At 37.1% G+C, this 21,189-nt stretch carries 17 protein-coding genes; 6 read left to right on the top strand and 11 right to left on the bottom strand.

What is annotated here, in order from left to right; genetic code table 11:
• Positions 1-84 precede the first annotated feature (84 nt).
• The 3 genes from V8G61_RS04785 to V8G61_RS04775 are packed head-to-tail and all read right to left on the bottom strand — an operon-like array spanning position 85 to position 8,239.
• Positions 85-3,585: a VCBS repeat-containing protein gene (locus V8G61_RS04785; RefSeq protein ID WP_394874317.1), complete on the bottom strand. Its 3,501-nt coding sequence runs from the start codon at positions 3,583-3,585 to the stop codon at positions 85-87.
• 40 nt (positions 3,586-3,625) lie between these two features.
• Positions 3,626-5,176, bottom strand: coding sequence for a RagB/SusD family nutrient uptake outer membrane protein (locus V8G61_RS04780; protein ID WP_394874316.1), 1,551 nt, complete (start codon positions 5,174-5,176; stop codon positions 3,626-3,628).
• Positions 5,177-5,188: 12 nt separating this feature from the next.
• Complete coding sequence (locus tag V8G61_RS04775) at positions 5,189-8,239, bottom strand: SusC/RagA family TonB-linked outer membrane protein (protein WP_394874315.1); 3,051 nt, start codon at positions 8,237-8,239, stop codon at positions 5,189-5,191.
• Positions 8,240-8,454: 215 nt separating this feature from the next.
• Here V8G61_RS04775 and V8G61_RS04770 point away from each other — a divergent pair, with 215 nt between their 5' ends.
• Both V8G61_RS04770 and V8G61_RS04765 read left to right on the top strand, forming a co-directional pair.
• Complete coding sequence (locus V8G61_RS04770) at positions 8,455-9,144, top strand: NUDIX domain-containing protein (protein ID WP_394874313.1); 690 nt, start codon at positions 8,455-8,457, stop codon at positions 9,142-9,144.
• A gap of 434 nt (positions 9,145-9,578) precedes the next feature.
• Positions 9,579-11,291: a beta-xylosidase gene (locus V8G61_RS04765; RefSeq protein ID WP_394874312.1), complete on the top strand. Its 1,713-nt coding sequence runs from the start codon at positions 9,579-9,581 to the stop codon at positions 11,289-11,291.
• Between the two features lie 312 nt (positions 11,292-11,603).
• Here V8G61_RS04765 and V8G61_RS04760 read toward each other — a convergent pair whose 3' ends face one another.
• Complete coding sequence (locus V8G61_RS04760; RefSeq protein WP_394874311.1) at positions 11,604-11,795, bottom strand: hypothetical protein; 192 nt, start codon at positions 11,793-11,795, stop codon at positions 11,604-11,606.
• Between the two features lie 155 nt (positions 11,796-11,950).
• Here V8G61_RS04760 and V8G61_RS04755 point away from each other — a divergent pair, with 155 nt between their 5' ends.
• The 4 genes from V8G61_RS04755 to V8G61_RS04740 are packed head-to-tail and all read left to right on the top strand — an operon-like array spanning position 11,951 to position 13,567.
• Positions 11,951-12,706: a hypothetical protein gene (locus tag V8G61_RS04755; RefSeq protein ID WP_394874310.1), complete on the top strand. Its 756-nt coding sequence runs from the start codon at positions 11,951-11,953 to the stop codon at positions 12,704-12,706.
• 1 nt (position 12,707) lies between these two features.
• Positions 12,708-13,103 carry a DUF5675 family protein gene (locus V8G61_RS04750; protein WP_394874309.1) on the top strand — a complete coding sequence of 132 codons (396 nt, stop codon included), beginning with the start codon at positions 12,708-12,710 and terminating at the stop codon, positions 13,101-13,103.
• A gap of 4 nt (positions 13,104-13,107) precedes the next feature.
• Positions 13,108-13,356 carry a hypothetical protein gene (locus V8G61_RS04745; protein WP_394874307.1) on the top strand — a complete coding sequence of 83 codons (249 nt, stop codon included), beginning with the start codon at positions 13,108-13,110 and terminating at the stop codon, positions 13,354-13,356.
• Positions 13,357-13,363: 7 nt separating this feature from the next.
• The gene (locus V8G61_RS04740) at positions 13,364-13,567 is read left to right on the top strand and encodes a hypothetical protein (RefSeq protein WP_394874306.1); all 204 of its coding nucleotides are present in this window, start codon (positions 13,364-13,366) and stop codon (positions 13,565-13,567) included.
• Positions 13,568-14,702: 1,135 nt separating this feature from the next.
• On the opposite strand, the gene V8G61_RS04735 is transcribed toward V8G61_RS04740, so the two are convergent.
• The 7 genes from V8G61_RS04735 to V8G61_RS04705 all read right to left on the bottom strand — a co-directional run bounded on the left by V8G61_RS04735 (position 14,703) and on the right by V8G61_RS04705 (position 21,189).
• Positions 14,703-15,494, bottom strand: a complete 792-nt coding sequence (locus V8G61_RS04735) for a nucleotidyl transferase AbiEii/AbiGii toxin family protein (RefSeq protein ID WP_394874305.1) — start codon at positions 15,492-15,494, stop codon at positions 14,703-14,705.
• On the bottom strand, positions 15,491-16,282 hold the full coding sequence (locus tag V8G61_RS04730; protein ID WP_394874304.1) for a type IV toxin-antitoxin system AbiEi family antitoxin: 792 nt from the start codon (positions 16,280-16,282) through the stop codon (positions 15,491-15,493). The genes V8G61_RS04735 and V8G61_RS04730 overlap by 4 nt, the downstream gene beginning before the upstream one ends.
• A gap of 294 nt (positions 16,283-16,576) precedes the next feature.
• Positions 16,577-16,885, bottom strand: coding sequence for a hypothetical protein (locus V8G61_RS04725; protein ID WP_394874303.1), 309 nt, complete (start codon positions 16,883-16,885; stop codon positions 16,577-16,579).
• Position 16,886: 1 nt separating this feature from the next.
• Complete coding sequence (locus V8G61_RS04720) at positions 16,887-17,573, bottom strand: potassium channel family protein (RefSeq protein ID WP_394874302.1); 687 nt, start codon at positions 17,571-17,573, stop codon at positions 16,887-16,889.
• Between the two features lie 12 nt (positions 17,574-17,585).
• Positions 17,586-19,373: a TrkH family potassium uptake protein gene (locus tag V8G61_RS04715; RefSeq protein ID WP_394874301.1), complete on the bottom strand. Its 1,788-nt coding sequence runs from the start codon at positions 19,371-19,373 to the stop codon at positions 17,586-17,588.
• Positions 19,374-19,436: 63 nt separating this feature from the next.
• Complete coding sequence (locus tag V8G61_RS04710) at positions 19,437-20,123, bottom strand: response regulator (protein ID WP_394874300.1); 687 nt, start codon at positions 20,121-20,123, stop codon at positions 19,437-19,439.
• Positions 20,110-21,189 carry an ATP-binding protein gene (locus V8G61_RS04705; protein WP_394874299.1) on the bottom strand — a complete coding sequence of 360 codons (1,080 nt, stop codon included), beginning with the start codon at positions 21,187-21,189 and terminating at the stop codon, positions 20,110-20,112. The genes V8G61_RS04710 and V8G61_RS04705 overlap by 14 nt, the downstream gene beginning before the upstream one ends.

Raw genomic sequence — 21,189 nt, 5'->3', positions numbered from 1 at the left:
TACAAATTAATTAAAAAGATTTAATATCACCAAATAAAAAAGTTAGTATTTGTAACTCTAACGGTTTTGTAATCATTTTCCTATTCAATTAAATTCAATCTTTCTTGTAATCTTATGGAATCGATTATAAAATGTTACACTCTCCATATTCTCTGTTATTTCAATACCTGTTGAGGATTGCGATAAATAACCCCCTCCTAAGGCCCACTCGTGTTTCCTTATTTGGCCATTTTTCAGTTTTATTCTGGCGAAGATTTCCTCAGATTTAGGTGAAACCAATGGACTTTTTTTAGTATCAATGATCAACCTTGATGTGGTAGCATTATTCATTCCGACTAAAATCATAGATTTCTCGGGAGAGTCTATTTTAACCAGACTACGTGCATCACCAATAATTGAGAATCCAGTTTCCTTATTATTCATGGCCACAAAAGATTTACCATCACTATTCTTTAAAACATGACCGATAGAAGCATCGTAGCGCCCTACGGCAACCTCCGTACCGTAATTATTACCAACCAATAAGAGATCTAAATAGCCATCTTTATCAACGTCATAGGGTAATATCCCATGAACCGGTGCTATTTGAGTTTCTATAGGCAGTGGTGTCGCTACAAAATTCCCATCACCTAAATTCTCAATGTATGAGGTTCTCAATTCGCCCGCTTTTAGAGTCTTTCGTTCGTTTGCATCAAATAAATCCAAAATGGCGTCAGTATTTGATTTTGCAAACGTGTTATAAAACAGAAATTTCTTTTTAATTAATGGCAGCTGATTTATGAGCTGATCCAGAGTAGCTACGGGGTAATAGCCATTATTTTCATATTTTGAAAAAATAGGATCGACCGACCCATTATTATCAAAATCAGCATAATCTAATCTCACAGGATGACCGTCTACTACTTTTAAAATGGAATTTTCTCCCAGATTCCCTGCAACAAAATCTATATCCCCATCATTATCAAAGTCGCCTGATTGAATGCTGTTCCAAAGTCCAGATGTATTTGCAAGTCCGGAACTTTTGGTAAGGTTCTTCAAAAGCTTCCCGTCGCCCTTTAAAATTGTTATCGGCATGAATTCTCCAACAACTAATAAATCCAAATAAGAATCATTATCAACATCAGACCAAATAGCCGAAGTTACCATACCGGCATGTTCAAGAAACGGACAAACTCGTGCTGTCACATCTTTAAACTTTCCCTCTTGATTCTCTAAAATATAGCTTCGAGGTGCTGTTGGATATTTTCCCGGAACCAAACGACCACCAACGAACAGGTCTATATCACCATCGTTATCAAAATCACCTCCGACTACAGCTGAAGTGCTTGTTCGCATTTCCGGTAATATTCCCTGGGTTAATTCATTATTACGATTAAAATAAATTCTGTCTTGGTAGGCTTTATGTCCGGCATAGCGCTCTGATCCGCCACTAGCCAAATACAAATCGTTCTTTCCATCTCCATCAGCATCAAAAATCAAAGCACCCATATCTTCATAAATGGCTGAATCAGGCAGTTCTTTTTTATCAAATTTACCATTGGTGTTTTGGTAGAAAACAAGGGAATTAAACCCATAACTACCTCCTACAAATACATCATCCAGACCATCTCCATTAAGATCTCCCACTGCCATACCTGGGCCTAAATTTGAATACTTATTTAAAAGCAGCGCTTGTACGGCAAAATCATTATAATTATTTTCTTTATGGAAAAAGTCGACTAAAGAATCCTGAGTAAAATAATGGTGCTCAATAGATTCATTTTTAGAGTTTGATCCATAACTGGCGTTACTATACGCCAGGGTTATGACCTGATTTGGTTTTACATTCGAAAGCTTGTTTATCTTGCCATCGGGCCACATCACCTTCAGACTATCTACTTCAGCCTTGTCCTTCAAACCAAAATGAAGCTTGGTTCCTACTGAACTTTGAAATCCCCGAACCGGCTGATTATACCTTGTATTTTGACTGGAACCATAAAAAATAGTCACCTTGGCCCCAATTCCTTTTTTGTTCTGAGCTGGTCCTTCTAATGCTACTTTTATGTAGTTTGAATGTAGACTGTCTTTTTCCCGAAGGTTATTTTTATACACAAATGGAGGCTGATCAATGTTGTTCACCACGAGATCAAGATCACCATCATTATCCAGATCAGCATAGGCCGCACCGTTTGAGAGGGAGGGTTCATTAAAACCCCAGGCCTCAGTTTCTTTTTGAAAGGTTAGGTCGCCATTATTTTTGTAGGCGTAATTTGGAACTTTTATAGTTGGGCGATAATACAGGCAATCAATTAGTGATTTTTGTAATTCTTCAACGGTCTTAAAAGCGGTAGCTTTACTTTCACGATATTTCACAAAATCCATATCAGTGATATCCTTACCAAAACCATTGGTTACATAAATATCATTTAAACCATCATTATCAAAATCGGCCATTAGGGGTGCCCAGCTCCAATCTGTTTTATCTATACCAGATAATAGTCCGATCTCACTAAAGGTTTTATTACCATTATTTACATGAAGCATGTTCCGCATGTACTGATGCCCGTAACCAAATTGAAGTTCAATATTAAAGATGTCCTGGGAGTGCTCTCCTGACATCAACTTTCTTCGTTTGACATCTTCAGGAAGCATATCAACGGTAATCAAATCCATTAAGCCATCATTGTTAATGTCGGCTACATCATTCCCCATAGAAAAATGACTGGTATGTCCGAAATATTCCTCAGAACCTTCCTTAAAGGTTCCATCTTGCTGATTGATATACAAATAATCTCTGGAGAGATAATCGTTTGATATATACAAATCCGGCCAGTTGTCGTTATTAGAATCAAATACGGAAACGCCTAAGCCAAAACCTTCCAGGTTTATTCCTGCCTCGCGAGACACATCTGTAAATACCGGATGACCGAGTTCTTCATTAAAATCATTTCTGTAAAGGTGGTCGGTGTTTCTGCTTTCACCCTCTTTTAAAATAGGTCTGATCCGTATGGCTGATTTTTCAAAACCACCACCGGTAAGCAAATACATATCTAAATCACCATCGCGGTCGTAATCAAAGAAAAGGGCTTGAATAGATTCTCCTTTATCGGCGACCCCATAGGCCTCAGCTGATTCGGTAAAAGTGAGATCACCGTTATTTATGTAGAGGAGATTAGGGAATTTACTTTGGTTTCCCATGCCACCCCTATTAATGTAAATATCATCGTAACCATCCTGGTTAATATCAATAATACTTACTCCGGCACACCATTTCCCTTCCGTATTAAAGCCAGAGCTTTCGGTTATATCTTCAAAGGTAAAATCACCTGAATTTATATAAACCCTGCTCTTAACCATATTACCTGAAAGAACAATATCCGGTAAATTGTCGTTGTTAAAATCTCCAACTCCTACACCACCTCCATTGTATAGGTATTCATACTTTAGAATATTGATAGAGTCGTTTGTAGTGATTTTATTTTCAAAATTGATGCCTGAATAGTCAGCGCCAATACGTTCAAAAAGTTTATTTTCCGCATCGTTTTTGGCACACCCAACCGCTAACCCCGCGATCAGTAAAACAATTATAATGTTTTTGACATCCATGCATCAATTTTAAAAAACTAACTAACTCAAATAAATTTTATTAATCATTAGCAGAATTACCTACTAAATTTGGGTTACGATCTAATTCTCCTTGAACTATCGGTTGATATTTGCGGTTTGGTACAAACGTATTAAACTCAGGGTCGTGTGCTTTAAGCTCATTCAATTTAGAAGCATCATCTAACCAGCCCCAACGTTTTATATCATAATATCTCAAGCCTTCAATAGCAAGTTCCGTAACACGTTCATGTGCAAGTTGTGTCATAAATTGACTCAATGAATATCCTGCAAACTCGGCTTCTCTATCTGGTAGATTAGCTCTGTCGCGAACACGTTGTACCTGAGCTGCTGCCAATGGAATATTTCCTGTATTAGCCAAACTCTCGGCATACATTAACAATACATCTGCAAAACGGATAATATGGTAGTTAATACCGCAGGTAAATGGATCGCCACCTGAATTTGCCAAGGTATACTTAGCTATGTAAAAGAGGTTTGGATCTAAGAAATACGGTGCGCCATACGCCTGTGTTAGCCCTTCTGCAGGCTGATAAGATAATATGGTAGCAGGAAAACGAGGATCGATTTTATCATCTATTGTTCTTTCCTGTGTTAATTCATCAAACAAGAATTGTGTCGGGAAATAATCATAAAAATCTGCTCCGGAATACGTTGGTGCAATTGCACTAAACTGTCTCCAGTTAACACTAGGATCTCCTCCCCAGTTCAAAATAGCATTTTGACTTTGAGTAAATTCAGCCCAAAATATTCTTCCAGGATTTGCAGCTTCTACTGCTGGATCTTGAGAAAATAATCCTGCATAATTAGGTGACAAATCATATTCTTGAGAGTCAACAACGGCCTTGAAAAATGGTAATGCCCCGGCATAATCCCCTTGATACAATTTAAGTTTTCCCATGAGTGATTGAGCTGCTCCTTTTGTAGCTCGTCCCACCTGACCGTTATCCGGACCACTAACACCATTATAATTTACGGGAAGTTTTGCTATGGCTTCATTCAAATCGGCTTCTACTTGTGCATAAATAATAGCTTGTGTGATATCCTTATTTGAAGGGTTAAAATCATCAGCTGATTTAGGCACTGACAGAACTAAAGGCACATTATCAAAAATATTGGTTAAATTGAAGTTTGCCAAAGCTCTTAAAAAGTAAGCCTGCCCCAGTAATCGGTCTCTTAATGCTGAATCAACATCAGGTACATTAGGCACATTTTCAAGGGCCTGATTTGCACGATTAACTAAAATATAGTAACCTTCATAGCACCAACCTACGGCACCATCTGTCGCCGGAACTGTAAAATTAGCTGTTTGTGATAAAAAAGGCCATGGGCTTCTTGATCGAATTTCGTCACTTCTACTATCTCCAATAGCTGGAGTCATTCTTTGATACGTACCATCAATAATTAGAGCATTATATATAGCATCAACTGAAGCTATTGCCTGATCTTGATTTGTATAATATGCTTCTGCTGCTAATCTATTGGGGTTAACAATTTCTAACTCCTTTTCACACCCATAAAATATAGCTGTTGTAATAGTTAATAAAACTATTTTGATTGTGTATTTTTTCATTTTTCTTAACATTTAAAATTTAAATTGGGCTCCTAACATAGATGTCATTGGTCTAGGGAAAGTTCCATAATCCCATCCTGGATTTAAAATTCCTGCTTGAAAATCTGGATTATATCCTTTGTATTTCGAGAATACGGCAACATTTTGTAAGGTCCCATATAATCTTACAGAAGACATACCTAATTTAGAAATAACACTATCCGGTAAGGTATAACCCAGTGAAATAGTATTAATTCTAAAGTAATCACCTTTCTGTAACCATCCTGGTCTGTTCGAATCTCTACCATTATTGTTAGGATCTAAAAATATAACACGAGGAACATCTGTGTTGGTATTTGTTGGTGTCCAATGGTTAAGAATATCCTCATGCCAGTTGGTATAACCTGAAGTAGGCATTAACCCTCTATATAAATTACTGTTTATTAAATTACCTCCACTACCTTGACCAAATATGGTAAAATCAAAGTTTTTGTAATTAGCGGTAATATTCAAACCATAATAAAATGTTGGTAAACCACTTCCTAAATAATCACGATCATCGTCATTAATGATATTATCCCCATTTAAGTCTTTAAACTTAACATCTCCAGGTGCAGTACCCGGGGTCTGAAATGGTGAATTCACAACTTCCTGATCGTTCTGGAAAATACCATCGTAAACCCAACCATAATGCTCTCCTATAGATCTTCCTACTTCGGTTCTAGATCCGGCACCAGATAATATACCTGTACCTCCAATTTCTAAAACTTCGTTTTTTACAGTATAAAAATTAGGAGCAACTTCTAAACTGAAATCTCCAAATTGCTTTCTAATAACCGCAGATAACTCAATTCCTGAGTTCTTAATAGAGCCTGCATTTGTAAATATTTCAGCAGGAATAGAACCATTTGAAAGAGCAATTGGCACAGTAGTAAGAAGGTCATTAGAGGTATTAGAATAATATTCTGCGGTGAAATCTAATTGTCCATTCCACAAGCTAGCATCAATACCAACACTTCTAGTGACACGGGTTTCCCATTTAATATCCTTGTCGATAACTTGTGAAACTGCAGCACCAATAGCACGACCTCCATAAGCAAAAGAATATGGTATACCTCTATTGATAGTACCTTGATATCTAAAATCTCCAATTTCTTGGTTACCTACTTCACCCCAGCCACCTCTTAGCTTAAGCTCATTTATAAAATCAGGAAGTTCAAATTCATTATGTATTTTCCATCCTAAACCTACAGAAGGGAAATATTCAAAGCGTAATTCTTTTCTGAATTTAGAAGAACCATCACGTCTAATATTTGCAGTTAACAGATATTTATCATCGAAGGTGTAGTTAATTCTTCCTAACAGGGAAGTAATAGCCGAAGGAACTATAATATCAGTTACACTGAACGTTGTTGCATTCTCTAAGTTATATATATAAGGTTCTGTAAGTCCCGCACCAATAACTCTAGTTTCTCTAAAATTATTTTTTTGATAGGTTTGACCAACTAAAACGTTCAAGTCATGCTTATCAAACTGCTTCTGCCAGTTTATCGTATTTTCAATCAAAAACGAACTAATATTCCTGTTACCGGTAGATAAAGAAGCTACAGGTCCTGGGAAGAAATATCCTAAATCATATTGTGGCACAAATAATTGATCCTGAATACTGGAATTGTCATATTGTAAACTTGTCTTTAAAGTTAACCCGTCAACAATTTCATACCCTGCATAAAAATTAGCAAGTACTCTTGTTACCTTAGTTTCGTTATCAATTAAAGAGTTAATCCCTGGAACATTTAAGGTAATAGATTGGTGAATAGTAGAATCTGCTCCTCCATAACCGCCTAAACGATTGGGATCAAATACAGGAATGGTTGGAGCCGCTTGCAATAAGTCATTAACCAATGATGGACGACCACCCGGTAAGCCTATAGAAGTTGTGAAAAACAATGGGTTTTCATCTGAATGCACCAAATACAAATTTTCACCAAAATTGAATTTACCCACTTTGGTATCTGTATTTACTCTAAAAGAATATCTTTTATAATCCGGGCCTGACCCAACAAGCGTCCCTTCGTTATCTAAAAAGTCTAAAGAAACATAATAACTAGTTTTCTCAGATCCTCCGGAAACATTTAAGTTATGGTTTTGGATGTAGCCATCTTTATATCCTGCATCTTGCCAATCAGTATCAACATCATCAATATAAAGTGACGAATTCGGATCATTTCCAGGAACAATTGGTTGTCCGGCATTGGTTAACAACTCGGCATTGATAGTCTGGTACCCAACCCTATCTAAAACCGGAATTTTTTGTGTGATATTTTGAAGACCGTAATATGAATTCAATTCCACAGCAAATTTTTTGCCTTTCTTACCGCTTTTGGTCGTAATAATAACAACACCATTCGCAGCTCTATTTCCATAAATGGCTCCGGCAGTAGCATCTTTCAATACTTGAATGGACTCAATATCATTGGGGTTTAAATCGCGAATACCACCCGTAATAGTAAAACCATCTACAACGAATAAAGGTTCTGCACTGGCACCCAATCCAAATGTAGCGACACCTCTAATTCGAATGTTAGGGCTTGCTCCCGGCTGGCCATCTGAGGTTATGGAAACCCCGGCAACACGACCTTGCATCATTTGAGCAACATCGTTACTGGCCTGCTTTTGCATTTCTTTGGTGTCTACGACACTCACGGCGCCGGTTAAATCTGATTTTTTCTGAGTACCATACCCTACAACAACCACTTCATTTAAAGAAGTAGCGTCTTCCTGCATGGCTACATTAATTGTTGTTTGGTTACCAACTTGAATTTCCTGTGTTTTAAATCCAATATAAGAAAATACAAGAACGTCGTCTGATGTTGCATTAATCGAATATTTTCCATTGAAATCTGAAACAACTCCGTTGGAGGTTCCTTTAACGAAAACATTAACACCCGGAAGTGGGGATTGAACGTCTTCAGAAGTAATAAGTCCTGTAATTTCTCGCTCCTGCTGAGCAAATGAATTACTAATGGTTAATAACATAATCACTAGAGCCAAATACCACTGCTTTCGTAGTAAATGCGTCATGTGATTATGCAAAAAAAGTCTTGCTGTAATCATGTTAGTTTAAGTTTAATTTAGTTTTACCTGTTTTACAAGTGTAATTAACACATTTGTAAAATAATAACAAATATTTCATATATCCTAATATTTTCTTAAATAAATGTGATTTTAACACTTGTTGTCTCGATTTTCATTTTCTTTGAAGTTAAATTGCTATATTAGCTCAAAAAATAATTTTAATGGTAAAAGGTTACAACCCCGAGGATAAAGTTTTTCTTGCTTTAGACTGTATCATTTTTGGTTTTGATGATGAAGATTTAAAAGTGCTGCTCATACGTAGGGATTTTGAACCGGAGATAGGAAAGTGGTCACTTATGGGTGGCTTTATGAAGAATGATGAAACATTAAATGATGCGGCTGCTCGAATCTTACATCGGTTAACCGGGATGCACGATATATATATGGAACAACTTTACACTTTTAGTGAAGTTGATCGTGATCCGGTAACTCGAACTGTTTCTACAGCCTATTATGCTATTGTAAATATCGAAAAATACAACGAAGAACTCATTGAGAACTTTAATGGTGAATGGTTCAGCCTTAAAAAAGCTCCAAAATTAATTTTTGATCATAATGAAATGGTTGAAAAAGCGGTTAAACGCCTGCGCCGTCGTACATCTATTTCCCCTATTGGATTTGAGCTTCTACCTGAAAAATTTACCATGCGTCAGCTTCAAAAACTATACGAAGCTATTTTAGGGAAGAAAATAGATAAACGAAACTTTACTAATAAAATTAAATCCATGGACATCCTCATAAAATTAGATGAAAAGGATATGTCCTCCTCCACAAAAGGTTCCTACCTGCATATGTTCGATCAGGAAAAATACAAATCCAAACAGGAAAACAATTTTTATTTGAAACTTTAATTACAGCGCCATTATCCTTAAATAGGTTAACAACTTCACTTAAAAAATATAAATAGCTTCACTTTTAATTCAACCTTTTAAATATTCTAACGAAGGTATAGGACAACCATTTATTGTTTTTTGTCCACTTGTTTATAGCACTCCTTATCAGTTTTTGGATTTCTCTCTAAAATCTAGTCAGTTTAAGTGCGAATAGCATTTCTGGAAGTAAACATCTAATTCAAACTTAAAGACCCTTTAATTGATAAGGCCTTGATTTAATGTAATAGCATCCTTGAGAATAAAAACAATTCATAAAAAGCATACAATTACCAGGAGCTCCTTAGGTAGTCATAAAAAATTAGGATATATGAAATATTTGTTCTTATTTTACAAGTGTAATTAACACATTTGTAAAACAATAACTGAAACTAACATGATTAAATTGAAATAAAATGAAAATAACAAGGTGTAGAATTACGAGCTTTTTAATGCTAAATTTATTTTTCGCGCTAATTTGTTTTGGGCAGGAAACTAATAATATATATGACACCATTTCAGTGGAAGTAGATTTCTCTGAGGAAAAGGGTCCTATGAAACCTATATGGGCCTGGTGGGGTTATGACGAACCCAATTACACATATATGAAAGATGGTAAAAAACTGTTGTCAGAAATTGCAGATCTGAGTTCCGTGCCCGTATACGTGCGAGCACACAGTTTAATGGTTACTGATGATGGCCCGCGCGCTGCCCTAAAATGGGGCTCAACAAACATGTATACGGAAGACAAAAATGGAAACCCTATTTATAGTTGGACCATTGTTGATAAAATATTTGACACCTATATTCAACGCGGCCTGAAGCCCATGGCACAAATAGGTTTTATGCCCAAGGCATTATCCAGTAGCCCGGAGCCTTATCGCCACCATTGGAAACCGGGAGCCGCCTATGAAGATATTTATTTAGGTTGGGCCTACCCTCCGAACGATTATGAAAAATGGGCAGAATTGGTTTTTCAATGGGTAAAACACTCCGTTGAAAGATATGGCAAAGAAGAAGTTGAGAGTTGGTATTGGGAATTGTGGAACGAACCTAATATTGGATATTGGAGAGGAACTACCGAAGAATACATAAAACTATATGATTATACCGCTGATGCTGTGAAAAGAGCTTTACCAACTGCAAAAATTGGTGGTCCTGAAGTTACAGGTCCTGAATGGGATGTGTCTAAAAAATTCTTTCGTACGTTTTTAGATCACGTCGTTGCCGGTAAAAATTATGTTACGGGACATGTGGGTTCTCCCCTAGATTTTATCACCTTTCATGCTAAGGGAGACCCAAAACTTGTCGATGGTATTGTCCGCATGGATATGGGATCTCAACTTAGAGATCTTGATCAAGGTTTTGAAATTATCGCTTCTTACCCAAGCCTAAAGCATTTACCAATTATCATTGGAGAATCAGATCCGGAAGGTTGCGCAGCCTGTTCAGAAGCCGATTACCCGCACAATGCCTACAGGAATGGTACCATGTACTCCAGTTATACTGCGGCCTCTTTCGCACGAAAATATGAATTGGCAGATCACCATGGTGTTAATTTACTCGGGGCTGTAACCTGGGGATTTGAATTTGAAGATCAACCGTGGTATGCCGGCTTTCGGGATATGGCAACTAACGGCGTTGATAAACCTGTTTTGAATGTATTTAGAATGTTTGGGATGATGAAGGGAAATAGAGTTGAAGTCACAGGTAATTTCGACTATGATTTTAAAAGTATACGAGACGAGAGTGTTAGAGGTACCAAGCCAGATATCAATGCTATTGCGGCTAAAGATGAGAATACAGCAACGGTTATGTTATGGCATTATCATGACGACAATATTGAAGGGACTTCTGCCGCTATAAAAACGACTTTAAAAGGGCTGCCTGATGGCCATGTGCTTCTAAATCATTACAGAATAGATAAGAATAACAGCAATTCTTATGAACTTTGGAAGAAAATGGGATCACCACAGAATCCAACAGCTGAACAAATTGCTCAGCTTGAAAAAGCGGGACAATTGCAATTACTGACATCGCCAAAATGGTTAAGAATTAAAGACGGGCAAGTTGAAGTACCTATTGATCTACCAAGACAAGGTGTATCATTATTACAATTAATTTGGTAGAAAATTAAATAACCGTAGTTAGTTCTATATTCTCTCCTGTTCCGGTTATGTCAGTGGAATTGAGAGAAACAAAAAACGCTCAAGGTTAAGTTGAGCGTTTTTTTTAAATTAAGTATTTATTTGTGACCACGCCAGGATTATACCCTCAGCTTGAAATCGTATGATATTGTTGGTTTTACAAAGACAGCTCCTTGAGAACTGACTTATAACTACCATTTTATTTGAATTCTTTTGTTGGATTTTACCCTTCTCAAGACTAGTTAAATATACGAAACATTTGGTATTAAATTAATGCAAATTGTATTAAATCAGCTATAAATATTCTTCGACTATCCTTTCGTCGATGCCGGTGTATTCTGCGAATTCTTCAATGGTTATGAATTGATGTGGGGCTTTGTCGTAGTGGGCTTTTATTTCATTCAATAGTTTACGACCATAGCGTTCACTTCGGCCGGTTATCCGTTGGATGTCTTTGGGGTATATGCAGGCTCGTTCTACTTTCATTTTTAGAATACTATATCCATACTTAAAACTTGATTTATCTATGTTTAAAAGTACTAAATAGGCTTTATTAATCCTATTCGGAATATTTGGTCTGTGTTTTTTGAAAAACAACGTATCTGGGTATTGCTTTGTTGGAAATCTAAAAACCTACAATTATGGCAAGACAAACTGGTATTATCAAATTAAAAGGGACTATTGGAGATATTTCCTTTTACAAATCAAGTGATGGTCATTTGGCCCGCATCAAAGGCGGTCCGGATGCCAACAGAATTGCTAATGACCCTGCATTTCAAAGAACTCGGGAGAACGGCTCAGAGTTCGGAAGGGCCGGAAAAGGTGGAAAGATCCTTCGAAATGCCATTCGGGTTCTTCTCCAAAATGCAAAAGACAAAAGAGTGGTTAGTCGGTTGACTAAAGTTTTGGTGGCGATCACTAAAACGGACACGACTAACGATCGTGGTGATCGTACGCTTCAGGACGGGGATTTGAGCTTATTGAACAACTTTGAGTTCAACATCAACGGTAAACTGGGGACTACCTTGTATGCTCCTTTTGTTGCTGCTTTTGATCGGGTTAGCGGTGAGGCTACTCTTGCCTTAGCAGCCTTTGCCCCTACCTTGCGTATTGCAGCTCCTGCAGGTACCACGCATTTCAAATTGGTGACCGGAGTTGCTGAACTGGATTTTCCAAATGAGGCTTCCTCCTTTGAAAGCGATGAAACCGCTATCCTTCCTTACGACAGTAATGATACTGCCGCCATTGCTTTATCGGCAAGCATTACAGCGAATAGCGCGCTTCCGGTTATTCAGGTTGTTGGTGTGGAGTTCTACCAGGAGGTGAACGGACAAATGTATCCGCTTAAAAACGGTGCTTACAACGCCTTGAGCGTTGCAAAAGTCGATACGGTTTAACATGGACCTAGTTCTCCATAGAACCTATTTTAAAGAGGGTACCAACGGTGCCCTCTTTATCAATTATCATTTCTTTTGTTTCACCATCGAATTACCCTGGTTGGAAAATGAAAAAAAAGTGTCGTGTATTCCGGAAGGCACTTACGAGGTTGTTCCGAGGTTTTCGGAGCATTTTAAACATCATTTACTAATCAAAAAGGTACCGAACAGGCAGCTTATTTTGATCCATGGTGGTAATGACGCCCATCGGGATCTGGAGGGCTGTATTGCCCCTGTGAGCTATCTGTCAGGGCTTGGAAAAGGTCTGCAGTCACAAGCGAAGCTAAAAGCATTGGTTTCACTGTGTTACCAGAGTTTTGACCTCAACGACCCTATTCTTTTAACTATAAAATCTTAACATCATGAATCTTATTCAACGTTATAAATCCCCTACCCCCAAATTCTTCAAAAGACTTCGAAATATTGGTATTGCTTTGGCTACAGCCGGTGGTGCCATTTTAGCGGCTCCCATTGCCCTACCTGCCATCGTTACCACGATTGCTGTCTATGTAAGTTTAGCCGGTACGGTGGCTACGGCTGTAAGTCAGGCTGTCGTTTCGGATGCACCCGAACCAAGTACTACGGAGAAAACCGGGGATTCTAAAAACTAAGCTTGTAATGTCGCATCCGGTGGTCCATTCAAAATATCCGATATTAGGTGGGGTAATCTTTTCCGCCTTAGCGAATCTTGGTTCTGAAGATTTCTTGAAAACGGGTATTATGGCTGTTTTTGGGACTTTTGTGAGTTATCTGGCTTCTCTACTTTTTAAAAGGCTTTATGCCTGGGCTAATTCGCGTAGCAATTCAAAAAAGGGGAAATAGCCATAGGGCGTGCCTTCTTTCTTTCTCATTTTTTCAAAGGAAAATAAAAAGCTATGCGGCTGGTTTGTGGTGGGGCAAAACTGTCAAGGTTTTTGGAAAAAATAGTCACCTTAAACATGAACAGGAAGTATGACTATTTTTTTCAAAATCCGGAGGACCTGACCTTTACAGTTTTAAAGCGTGGGGAGAGGAAACCACATATCTTTGCGTGGCCTTTTATTTTAATGTTCCTTGATATTGCATATGCCTTTTCTGTCTGAAAGCACACAGCTTGAATACAAGTACAATATATTATAAAGGAGTTATGATTTTAGGATGCTTATATAATAACATTCAGATTAATTTTTAGTCAAGGCCATACAATGGAGTTCGCGAGCCGCCCGCGAGCGGAGCAAGGGTGATGTGGCAAGGGGCTTGAAATTATATGGAAAGCTGCCACAGCAACGTGAAACGCAGGGCTGGCGGAATTTTTGATTTCGGATGGGTAAAGATACAGGTTGTGGAAGGCCGGAGGGTTGCCGGCCCGGTATTCTAGTTGCATGATCAAGAGAATCAATTAATACTCATGTATGCATAGCGGTATAAGGGTTGGAGGTTTTAGGGCCAGGCAAGCCGGACGGCTTTCGCTACTTGTATGCGCGGCGCCGGAAGGGGCTGGAGATTTGGCGTGAGGCACGAGCGCAAATTGAAGCTCCTGGACGTTGTGGGTTCAAAAATTGTGACAGCCCGATCAGCCCGCAGCGACCCGCAGGCGAGCCAAATTATGAAGGCGCGGCAGCACCCAATTAAAATAACGTGAGCGCAGCGAACACCTTATTGGGTTTGGGTGATGGTGGAGCGCCGGGTGAGCAAGTTGCGGCGTGTGTGAAATAAAGCAAACGGAGCGCGCTAACGAGGACGTGTCGCCGCAGTTGTGCGCGTAGTGCTATATGCAAGTAAAGCTAAAGATTATTGAAACCTGGAATATTGATTGGAGTAACAAACTCGTTAAGCGCTTAAAATAACTTGCATATATGCTTTATGGAACGAAACAGAGCGACTTGGGAACACCGCTTTACCTGCGTTTGCAGGAAGTTCCATTTTTTTTAACTATTGAATAGAATTAATCGGTCGCAATAAGCGCATTTTTAACAAATCATATTTTTGAGATCACCTCTGATTTGAGCCAGTTAAATGCTTCATCTTGGTCGTAATTAATTTCTGGTCTTAAAAGGGCCTCCATGTCCCCTTTAAAGTTTGGATCCTTTTCTTTTGCCTCCATATTCAGTAGAAATTCCTTTTCGGAAGGCGGCTTATTGCCGGTAGAAAATTCAATGTAATACCGGAAACATTTTAATACTTCATCTACATTAATTGCCATGTTACGCCTGGCGTAATCCAAATCGAATAAGTCACGTCCTTTGCTACGTTGGTATAAGGCTCTCAACTTTGTTCCCAGTAATTCATTTATGTTATATGTTCTTATGTCACATTTTCCCTGAAACCATCCATTTGTCACTTCAAAAGGAACAGCTTTATAATCCATAACATTATCATGTTCTCTGCAATTAATTTCGATCTTTAAACGCATTCTAATTTCTTCATATTCTGAAGTAAAGCGATAGAGTGCTTTAATACCATGCCCTCTATTGTCCGTTCTTCGAGCCTCTTCGAAGAAGGTAATAACTTCTCCCAGTCGCTTCATAATCGGTTTGATAGGCCCGGGCTTAATCTGCACCAAATCGATATCTTCTGAATAGCGTGGCGCCGGATCTAAATACAACTTGTGTAAAGCCGTACCTCCCCTGAAGGCCAGGTTTTCTTTTAAAAAGTCATCCGAGAAAATTTGTATTAGGGTTCGGCTGATTATTAAGTCCTGCTCTACCTGAGCAAACTCTTTCCAGGGTACGTGATCTTGCCAACTGGCGATATTAGGTTTGGGAATCATAGATCGGTTTCCAATTTTAAATTGATATCTATTTTCCAACGATTATTGACACTTCCCGGCTTTTGTTTTGATTTTGGACTGAGTAGAATAGGATAAAAGGCTTGCTGCTCCAATTTGTTAAAAATTAAGTCCGCAAAGCTATTTGGACCTATGAGTTCCTCTAATAAAAAGCCCGTTCTTTGTAGGGTGCTTTTATTGTTGTACCAGCTTAATAAGGTCCGGATATCCTCTTCCTGAAGTTCTTCAGTAAGTTCTTCCAAGACTGCTAACATACGGTTTAATCCTCCTATTTTGGTATGGTGATTAATCAGATCGACGAAGGTTAGTGCCGGTGAAGAGATCTTGTATATTCCTGCATCCGCTCTTTTGGACTCGATATTATTTTTTGGCCAATTACCGGTGGTATAAAACTGAATGTCAAAATTCTTTTTCTTAATAGCATCCAACTTAGGTCTTTCAATAATCAGGTAATCCCGTTGGACTTGTTGGTGACTTGCACCATGTATTTTAGCCGCTGTAAATAAGCCCAGGTAATAGTTTCGATCCATGTATTTGAACAATTTTTCTACATAGAGTTGTAGCGGTAATTTACGAGCATTAGCATAGCGTGGCGGAATGATCAAATAAAAGCCTTTTCGGAGGTTAATAATTTCTTTTTTCTCTACCAAGCGGTTTAGTTCTCGTCTAACTGCCGTGGCTTCTTTAGAGGATTCCTCCAATACTTCTTCCAGAGAGAATGCGTATTCCTCATAGGAAAGTAATTGCATGATATATTCTGCGACTGTCAACTTTAGAAAATTTTAGAGAAAAGTACGGTTTTTCGGTGTAAATCTCTAAATTTTTCTAAAATAATAGGGTTTAACTCTAAATTTTTATGTTGTGCCGGGAGGGTTTCCATTGGAGGGATTCCTACCGAAGGCAGGCAGGTCCAGGTCAGCAAGCTACTCGACATGACAATTCTTTATTTATGAGATGACTAAAACGTCCTAAGACAATTGTTAGCGTTGATTTTTATTGGTGACGTTTCAAATTGAAATTTTGGTGGTTTTAATTTAGTTATTTGAGCTCAAAAAACTATTGCATTAATCCGAAGTAACAAACTTAGGAGATCGTGTATTATGGATTGGATTACTACAATTTCCTTTATGAGCCATAAACCCCATTGCTTTGTTGTTTGATGGTTGTTCTTTGTAAATAAGATATTCACAACCTTCAAAAGTAATTACCTCAAAATGATTATTTTCAATTTTTGATGTAATGCCTTCAGGCGTTTTGCTAATACTGTCTTGTTCTTTTTTCTGTTCTTCAAGTATTTGATCGTGTAATTTGTCTTTACAAGAAAAAGAAATTAGACTGATAACAATCATTAAATACTTTAATATTTTTTTCAAATTAATCATCTTTTAGAAATTTTTTAATGTCTTTATTTGCTCCATACACAACGAGAATATCATCTTTGTTAAGCACATTATTTGGGCTTGCCACACCTTTAACTTTGGTGACATTTCTGGTTTTACCAACAATACTTTTTATCTCTGTATTAGCAATGGTTGTCAACACCAAAAGGTTGTATATTTCTCTGATATTGATTTCTTTAATAGTTTTGCCATCAAACCTAGCAGGTACATTGACTTCTACAATACTATAATCATCACTTAATTCAAATGAATCCACTACGCCTTTTAGACATAGTTTTTTTGCCCAACGTTCGGCAGATTCTTCTTCTGGGTGTACGATTTCATCAACTCCTATGGCATGTAATACTTTTTCGTGCAAATCATCTATAGCCCTACTTATTAAGCGTTTCACTTGAAAGTTTTTGAACAAAGCTGTTGTCATTACATTGGCTCCTTTATCTTCACCAATTGCCACTATTACCATATCGGTATCATTTAACGGAAGACCTGATACCGTAAACTCATCCGTGGCATCCATACAAATCGTGTGGGTGATTCTTTCTTTGTAAGTATCCACTTTATTCATACTGGTATCAATTGCTATCACCTCATTACCTTGTTCTGTTAATTTTTCGGCCAATGATGCTCCAAAGCTTCCTAAACCTACCACTATATATTTCATATGCCTTATCTTTTAATTTATTGTTAATTCTTCAACGGGATATTTGTAATTTTTATGTTTGATTTTCTTAAAGAATGCGATTAGTAAGGTTAACATACTGACCCTACCAATAAACATTACTGCAATAATGGTTAACTTACTCATTGAACTTAATGAGGATGTGATTCCTAAACTTAAACCTACAGTACTATATGCTGAAAAACATTCAAAAGCTATGTCGAGTAAGTTTTTATCACTATCGAATATGGAAATTAAAATAATGCCTGTTCCTATTACCAATAATGACAACGAAATAACAGCAAAGGCTCTCCTAACTGAAATTTGAGCTATCTCTCTTCTAAATACTTCAATTTTTGATTTGCCTCTTGCTAAACTCAAAAAGTTAAGAGTAGCAATAGCAAATGTGTTTGTTTTAATACCGCCACCTGTAGATGCTGGTGACGCACCAATCCACATTAATAGAAACAACATCATTACTGTTGAAAAGTTTAGTGCTGTCATATCGACCGTGTTAAAGCCTGCGGTACGTGGTGTAGCTGCTCCAAACAATGCCGTTATAAATTTCCCTAAACCTTGATGCTCTGCCAAAGTATTATCATATTCATTAATATAAAACAATATTGTACCTACAACCGTTAAAACCGATGTTGTTACCAATGTGATACGACTGTTAAGGTTGAGGACCCAAGGCTTGTGGGATTGCTTTTTACCAGTGAAATAAAATACTTTCTTTGTGATAAAATATTTTAGAAATTTTATAATATTAACTACAATGGGAAATCCTAGACCGCCCAAAACAAAGGCAGCAACGATAATGCCTTGTAGCATATAATTATATCTAAACCCTGATTCGTATAAACTGTTAGGCAATGTTGAAAATCCTGCATTACAAAAAGCTGACACCGCATGAAATACCGAGAAAAACAGTTTTTCAAAAAAAGATCCCAACAAATTTTTATCAAGGCTTAAGTAGATTAAGATTGCAGCCAAAAGCTCTATAGAAAATGTTATAGTTAAAATACGTTTTAGGGTTGAAAACACTTCACCCAATTTATTAGCTCCTGTCATGTCTCCTAATGTCAATTGGTTTTCATAGGTTGCTCCACCCTTAAAAAAATACGAGAAATAACTTGCTATGGTAAGAATGCCTATACCACCTGCTTGGATTAGGCATAAAATTATGGACTGTCCAAATATTGTAAAATAACTACCTGTATCAACTACAATCAACCCCGTAACGCATACGGCACTTGTGGCTGTAAACAAAGCATCTAAAAACGATATGTCTCGATAGGTTGCATTCGGCAACATTAACAACAAAGCCCCTAAAAAAATAATGCCTAAAAAACTTACAATAAAAAGCTGTGCCGGATTTAATCTTGTGTTTTTATAATTGATGTTTTGCTCTGAAAACTCTCGTATAAACGTTAGTATAATAGCAAACTTTACCCAGTTATCATTATAGAGAAATGATATGTGCCTATGTGCGTCTTCACCTAGAAAATGGGCAAATAAAATAAATAGGGTAACAAGGATTGTAACGACATCAAAAATAATTACAGACCGTTTAATCTTTTTTAGTCTTTCAAGGTATCGAAGTATTGTGGCAATAATACCAAGAGCAATAACAATAAAATAGTAGGTATTAAAAAGTTTTTGGATGTATTCTGATTTATTGAACCCAAAATCGGCTATAAACAGAAACATTCCTATTACGCTAGTTATAAAAGCAGCCTTAAACAATATTTCGGCATCCTTTTTACGGTAAAACAAGAATCCTTCTTTATCAAAAGTTGGCATACATTTTTTTGTCTGTTAAACACCAACAAAGTTAAAGGTTACCCTATAAAGATTTTATAAAGATTATTGAAACCTATAGCCTACTCCACTTTCGGTAATTATATGTTCTGGGTGATTTGGATGGTCTTCAATTTTTTTTCTTAAAGTGCCTACAAACACTCTTAAATATTGTGTTTCGGTCTGGTAACCATACCCCCAAATTTCCTTTAAAATATATTGATGAGTCAATACTTTACCTTCGTTTTTGGCAAATAATGTCAATAGATTATATTCTGTAGAGGTAAGTTTTATAATGTCACCCTGTTTTTTTACTGTTCTTGCTACCAAATCAATTTCAAGACCATTACTAGAAACTACCACCTCGTTGGGTTCAATATTTTGGCTTCTCCTAATTGCTGAACGTAAGCGTGCCAATAGTTCTCCAGTACGGAAGGGTTTTGTTAAATAATCTGTTGCGCCATTATCCAATGCCTTAACAATGTCTTCTTCATTATCAATTACCGATAAAATAATTACGGGTTTGTTATACCACGTTTTAAGTTCTTTAAGTAATTCGTGACCGCTTTTGTCCGGTAAACCTATATCTAATAACACTGCATCTGGTAAATGGCTTGCGGACAAAGCCAAACCCTCTTTGGCATTACTGGCTTGAATGACCTTATAATCGTTACTTTCCAAATTAATTTGAAGCAGTTTTCTTATTTGAGGTTCATCATCAACGACTAATATTTGTGCTTTATTGGTTTCCATAGCCCTCAATTGTTGTGGATTCAGCAGGTATTCTAACAGTAAATTTTGCTCCACCTTTTTTTATATTCTCTAAATGAACGGTTCCATTCATTGCTTCTGTAAGGCCCTTAACAATAGATAGCCCTAAACCAGTACCTCCAATACTGTTGTTGAGACGATAAAATTTATTAAAAACAGTATTTATTTTATCACTAGGAAAACCATTCCCATTATCAGTAATGTTAATCTGGCAAAAATTGGCAACATTTTCAACTTTAATTTTTATTATAGAGTCTTGGGGTGTGTGTAATAAAGCATTATGCACAATGTTGTGAATGACCTGTTCCAATAGACCAATATCCAGTTTAAACAAAGGTAATGTTTCATCAGGTGTAAAGACTATAGTATGATTCAAGAGATCTTCCTTATTACTATTTATAGCTGTAAAAATCAACTCATTTATATCACACCAGTCCTTTTTTGGTTTAATGAATCCAGCTTCCAATCTACTCATACTTAAAAGGTTTTCAACTTGTCTATTCAAACGCGTACCTGCCGTTTCAATCTCTGAATACAACTCTTTTTTATTGATATCCGTTAATTTATTACCATTATCATTTATGGTATCAATAGCACCAATAATGGTTGCGATGGGTGTTCTTAACTCGTGGGACAAAGAATTCAACAAGGTATTATAGAGTTTAATGGCATTTGCTCTTTCCTCTTCATCGCGTTGTCTTTTATCATATTCCCTAATTTTATAAGTAAGTACCGCATTAATTGAAGCAATGACAAAGTACATTAAAAACATAAGCGCATCTTCAGGTGAGCCTATATGAAAATTTAATGTAGGCGGTATAAAAAAGAAGTTCCAAATCAACGCGCTCAATAATGCAGAAACCATTACTGGATAGATATTAAACAAAATAGCATTAAGTGATACTACCAAAAGCAAAATAAGTGCAACTGCCCTAAAACCGATAATATCTACGGATAGAAAACATAAGATCGCTGTTACCAAAACAAGTGATACACTTATTATGTACTGCTTTTTTTTACTAAAATGTCTCGTCTTAAGAATTTCCAA

It is taken from the genome of Gaetbulibacter sp. M240, from assembly GCF_043876815.1.
Lineage (GTDB): Bacteria > Bacteroidota > Bacteroidia > Flavobacteriales > Flavobacteriaceae > Gaetbulibacter_A.
This window is presented reverse-complemented; position numbering and strand designations above follow the sequence as displayed.